The organism is Burkholderia sp. HAN2018 (genome assembly GCF_024704855.1).
In the GTDB taxonomy this organism is placed as follows: domain Bacteria; phylum Pseudomonadota; class Gammaproteobacteria; order Burkholderiales; family Burkholderiaceae; genus Burkholderia; species Burkholderia cepacia.
In genome coordinates this window covers 1-4,802 of sequence record NZ_QOBB01000355.1, presented here as the reverse complement: position 1 = coordinate 4,802, position 4,802 = coordinate 1, and the positions used below count along the sequence as shown (strand labels likewise).

At 67.6% G+C, this 4,802-nt stretch carries 3 protein-coding genes and 1 pseudogene; 1 reads left to right on the top strand and 3 read right to left on the bottom strand.

Annotation, left to right across the window (positions count from 1 at the left end; genetic code table 11):
* The 3 genes and pseudogenes from DPV74_RS39045 to DPV74_RS39035 all read right to left on the bottom strand — a co-directional run.
* Nucleotides 1-775, bottom strand: a pseudogene (locus DPV74_RS39045) (hypothetical protein); the annotation flags it as partial.
* A 497-nt stretch (nt 776-1,272) separates the two neighbouring features.
* Complete coding sequence (locus tag DPV74_RS39040; RefSeq protein WP_119339131.1) at nt 1,273-2,517, bottom strand: FAD-binding oxidoreductase; 1,245 nt, start codon at nt 2,515-2,517, stop codon at nt 1,273-1,275.
* Between the two features lie 67 nt (nt 2,518-2,584).
* Nucleotides 2,585-3,364 (bottom strand): ABC transporter substrate-binding protein, encoded by a 780-nt coding sequence (locus DPV74_RS39035; protein WP_027788228.1) that lies wholly within the window; start codon nt 3,362-3,364, stop codon nt 2,585-2,587.
* 378 nt (nt 3,365-3,742) lie between these two features.
* On the opposite strand from DPV74_RS39035, the gene DPV74_RS39030 reads away from it, so the two are divergent.
* On the top strand, nt 3,743-4,705 hold the full coding sequence (locus DPV74_RS39030) for an ornithine cyclodeaminase family protein (RefSeq protein WP_119339130.1): 963 nt from the start codon (nt 3,743-3,745) through the stop codon (nt 4,703-4,705).
* Nucleotides 4,706-4,802: the final 97 nt, after the last annotated feature.

Sequence of the window (4,802 nt, the reverse complement as noted above, 5' to 3'; positions counted from 1 at the left end):
TTACTTGATTGACGACGCCTTGAACCGGCGCCAGCGGATTCGACCCGCCGCCGACGTTGCCGAGCGCACCGGTCACCGTACCGAGTGCCCCCGTCAACGCACCAGCCGGGTTGCCACCGCCAAGTGCACCCGTTACTTGATTGACGACACCTTGAACCGGCGCCAACGGATTCGCGCCGCCACCGACATTGCCCAGCGCACCGGTCACCGTACCGAGTGCACCCGTCAACGCACCAGCCGGGTTGCCACCGCCGAGCGCACCCGTTACTTGATTGACGACACCTTGAACCGGCGCCAGCGGATTCGCCCCCCCGCCGACGTTGCCCAGTGCCCCCGTCGCCGTGCCAACCGCATTGCCCAACGCCCCCGTCGCCGTATTCAGCGCACCGCTCAACGCGCCGGCCGGGTTGCCGCCGCTCAGCGCACCCGTCACCTGGTTCACCACACCCTGAACCGGCGCGAGCGGCTGCACCGTGCCGCCGCCACCGCCGAGTGCACCCGTCACCGCCCCCACGGCGCCCGACAGTGCCTGGCCGGGGTCGCCAAGGGACGTCTGGATCGCGCCCGCCCCGCCCGCCGCCACGGTGACCGAACCCAGCGGCGACGTCCCCGTCGCGACCAGGCCGACCGAGACGCTGTTCGTCGGCGGGTTGACGATCACTTGCGGGATCGGCAGCCCATCAAGGGGCCCCGCTACCGCGGAACCCGAAGCCAGCACCCCGAACACCGTCGCGACCGACAGCGCTGCACCCGTCAATTTCAGATTTTGTCCCATCTTTGTTTTTCCCCATCTCGGTTGGCACAACGTTGATAAAGCATGGGGACGGATTGCACGAAGTGTGCCAATTCGAAAAACCGGATTGATTCGTCTGCCTATTAGCGAGCAATAACGCTTTTTTAATCGATTTCAGACGAAAAGCATGACCCCGGCATCGCAATCATCTGATGAAAAACGGCGTCGGAGCACGGATGTAACGTAACGTTTGCGAGCCCCGTGGTAACGTGTTCCGGTACATTCCGCGTAACACCGGAGCGCGCCACCAAGGTGGTGCATCAGACCGTCACGAGCGGCTGCCGATTACGCATTTCAGCAAAATGAAAATGCATTGATAAATCGCCGATTTGCTGATTTTCTTTATTTGGCGATCATCTTTCTTGCCGATTACGCAGATCATTTCCGATTGCGCGATTTCCGGTAATCCGGATAGCAGAATGAAACATTGTAAAAGCCGCGTCGCAACCGGCGCGCGCGAGGCTGCGCGCGCCGCCGGATCAGCCGAAGCGTGCGGGCCGGTACGGATGGGGATCGATATAGGTCGGCGCGCCCGTCATCATTTCGGCGAGCAGGCGCCCGGTCGCGGGGCCGAGCGTGAGCCCGTGGTGACAATGGCCGAACGCGAACCACAGGTGGCGATGGCGCGGCGCTGGCCCGATCACCGGGCGCATGTCGGGCGTGCACGGCCGCATCCCGAGCCACGGCTCGGGATCGAGCCGCTCGCCGATGCCGAACGCGTCGCGCGCCAGCGGCTCCGCACGCGCGAGCTGCACGCCGGTCGGCGGTGCGCCGCGCAGCGCGATCTCGACGCCGGTCGTGAGCCGCAGGCGGCCGCCTTCCATCGGCGCGACGACGAAACCTTCCTCGGTATCGCACACCGGCACGTTCAACGGCGCGCGCGTCGGCCGGTAGTGCATGTGGTAGCCGCGCTTCGCGCGCAGCGGAATCCGGTAGCCGAGCGGCGCGAACACGTGATCGGACCACGGCCCGAGCGCGACCACCGCCGAGCGTGCCGAGATCGGCCCGTGTTCGGTACCGACCTGCCAGCCGTCCTCCACCTGCACGAGCGTCTTGGCATCGCCGAGCACGAACGTGCCGCCGTCGCGCTCGAACAACCGGGCGTAGGCCTTGGTCAGCCCGCCCGGGCTCGACACGGTCTTCGGGTCCTGCCAGTGGAATGCGCCGCAGAACGCGTCGCTGACGCTGGGCTCCGTCGCGCGCAACGCACGTGCGTCGAGCACCGTCATCCGCAGCCCGTGCGCGTCGGCCACGCGCTGCTGCACGCGCGTTTCCGCATCGAACAGCGCGGGCGAACGGAACGCTTCGATCCACCCGCCGTCGTGCACGAGCGGCTGCGCATCGGTACGCGCGAGCAGCGCGTCGTGCTCGACGACGCTCGCCGCGACGAGCGGCAGCAGGTCGCGCGCGGCGGCCGCGAGCCGCTGCGGCGACGATTCGCGCCAGAAGCGCGCGAGCCAGCCCGCATACGCGGGCAGCGCGCGGTAGTCCCAGTAGAGATCGACCGAGCGGTTGCGCGCATAGCGCAGCAAAGTACCGAGCCGGCGCGGAAACGCGTACGGCACGACCGACGAGCGTTCGATCAGCCCCGCATTGCCGTGGCTCGTTTCCTCGCCGGGCGCACGCCGGTCGACGAGCGCGACGCGCAACCCGCGATCCTGCAGATGCAGCGCCGACGACACGCCGACGATGCCGGCCCCCAGAACGATGACGTCGAAATCCATGGTTCCCCGTACTGCGTCGAGATTCGATGCGGCACGCACCGGCCCGGCGGCCGGCGCGCGGCGGTCATTACTTCGCGACGATGTCGCGCTTGAAGTACTTCTGCGACAGCGCGCCGAGCGTGCCGTCCTTCTTCAGCGCGTCGAGCGCGCCGACGATCTTCGCCTGCAGCGCCTTGTCGTTCTTGCGCATCCCGAAGCCCGTGCCTTCGCCGAGCGTTGCCGGATCCTTCAGCGGCTCGCCGACGATCTGGTAGTCGCGGCCGGCCGGCTTGTCGAGGAAACCGTCCTGCGCGGTCTGCGCTTCCTGCACGGCCGCGTCGAGACGACCCGCGACAAGATCGGCGTAGATCTGGTCCTGATCCTGGTACGACACGACGGCCACGCCCGCGTTGGCCCAGTGCGCCTTCAGGAAATCCTCCTGCGACGAGCCCTGCAGCACGCCGACGTGCTTGCCGCGCAGGCTCGCGACGTCGGGCCGCAGCGGCGAGCCGTGCTTCGCGACCATCACGATCGGCACCACGTAGATCGCCGGCGTGAAGTCGATGCTCTGCTTGCGCTTCGCGGTGATGTTCATCGCCGAATTGATCGCATCGAACTTGCGCGCCTGCAGCGCCGGAATCAGGCCGTCGAACGAATTCTCGACCCACACGCATTTCATGTTCAGCTTCGCGCACACCGCGTTGCCGATGTCGACGTCGAAACCCTGCAGCTGACCGGCCGGCGTCTTGCTCTCGAACGGCGGATAGGCGGCTTCGATCCCGAAGCGCAACGTGGTCTGTTCCGCGTGGGCCGTGACGGCCGCGCAGGCGAGCGCCGCAGCGGCGCAGAGGGAGAGCTTCCAGTTCATGACGGTCCTTCCGTTCTGGATTGAGGCGATGAAGATCGGTACACGACAGCCGCGGCCGGGCGCCGGATCGGCATTCGAAGCAGGCGGTCGCCACACGGCGGCGGGTCGTGTCCTGCACGCGAAATATAGACTCAAAGTCTACGATAGACTATAGGGGATACGAGAATCGTGCCCCGATACGCGGCATCGGAAATTCTCCCGACCTCGAAAACACCCTTGATTTATCGATGTTTTTCCCGAATTTCACGATGACGCAAAGTCTCGAAAAGAAAAATTCTCCCGATTTCGTTTGTCTATATTAGACTTTTCGTCCATCACGAACACTGCCGGACACGTCGATCGAGACAGTCCAGTCCGGCCCCGACCGGAGATGTCCTCATGACGCAAACCGCCCCGACCCTGCCGCTGACCGTCGACGAAGCCGCGGTGCGCGCGGCCCTGCCGTCGCTCGACGTGCTCGGCACGCTGCGCAGCATGTTCGCGTCGCTCGACGCGGCGCGCGCGGTGCAGCCGCCGCAAACGCTCACGCTGTTTCCCGAGCAGGCCGGCGACTTCATCACGTATCTGGGCGCGCTCGCCGACGCGCAGGTGTTCGGCGCGAAGCTTTCGCCGTATGTCGTGACAGGCGGCAAGCCCATCGTCACCGCGTGGACCGCGCTGATGTCGATGCGCACGGGCCAGCCGCTGATGTGGTGCGACGCGGGCCTGCTGACGGTCGAGCGCACGGCCGGCACGACCGCGCTCGCGGTCGATTGTCTCGCGCCGGGCAACGCGCGCCATCTCGCGATCGTCGGCGCGGGCGCGGTCGGCCTCGCGCACCTGCGGCACACCGCGGGATTGCGCGACTGGGAGACGATCCGCGTGTACTCGCCCGCGCTCGCCGGCGATGCGGCGCAGCAGGCGGCGCTTGCGCAGCTCGACCCGCGCGCACGCGCCGCGGCGAGCGTCGAAGCCTGCGTGCGCGACGCGGACGTCGTGATGCTGTGCACGTCGTCGGGCACGCCCGTGCTCGGCGACGGGATGCTCACGCGCCCCGCGCTCGTCACGTCGATCAGCACGAACGTCGCGCGCGCGCACGAGATCCCGCCCGCCTGGCTGCCCGACATGGACGTGTACTGCGACTACCGGCACACGACGCCCGCGAGCGCCGGCGAAATGCAGATCGCGACGGCCGAGCACGGCTGGGAAGCCGCACGGATCGCCGGCGACCTGCCCGCGCTCGTCGGCGGCACCTGTCCGGCACCGTCGTACGCGCGTCACACATTCTTCCGCTCGATCGGCCTCGGGCTCGAGGACATCGCGATCGCGCACGCGCTGTACGCGCACCTGACGCGCGCATGAGCGGCACGCGAGCGCGGGGCCGATACAATGGCGCAACCGCCGCGGCGGCCGCGCGCGGGCGCACGGGCATGCCGGCCACCGGCACGCCGCCTCGCCG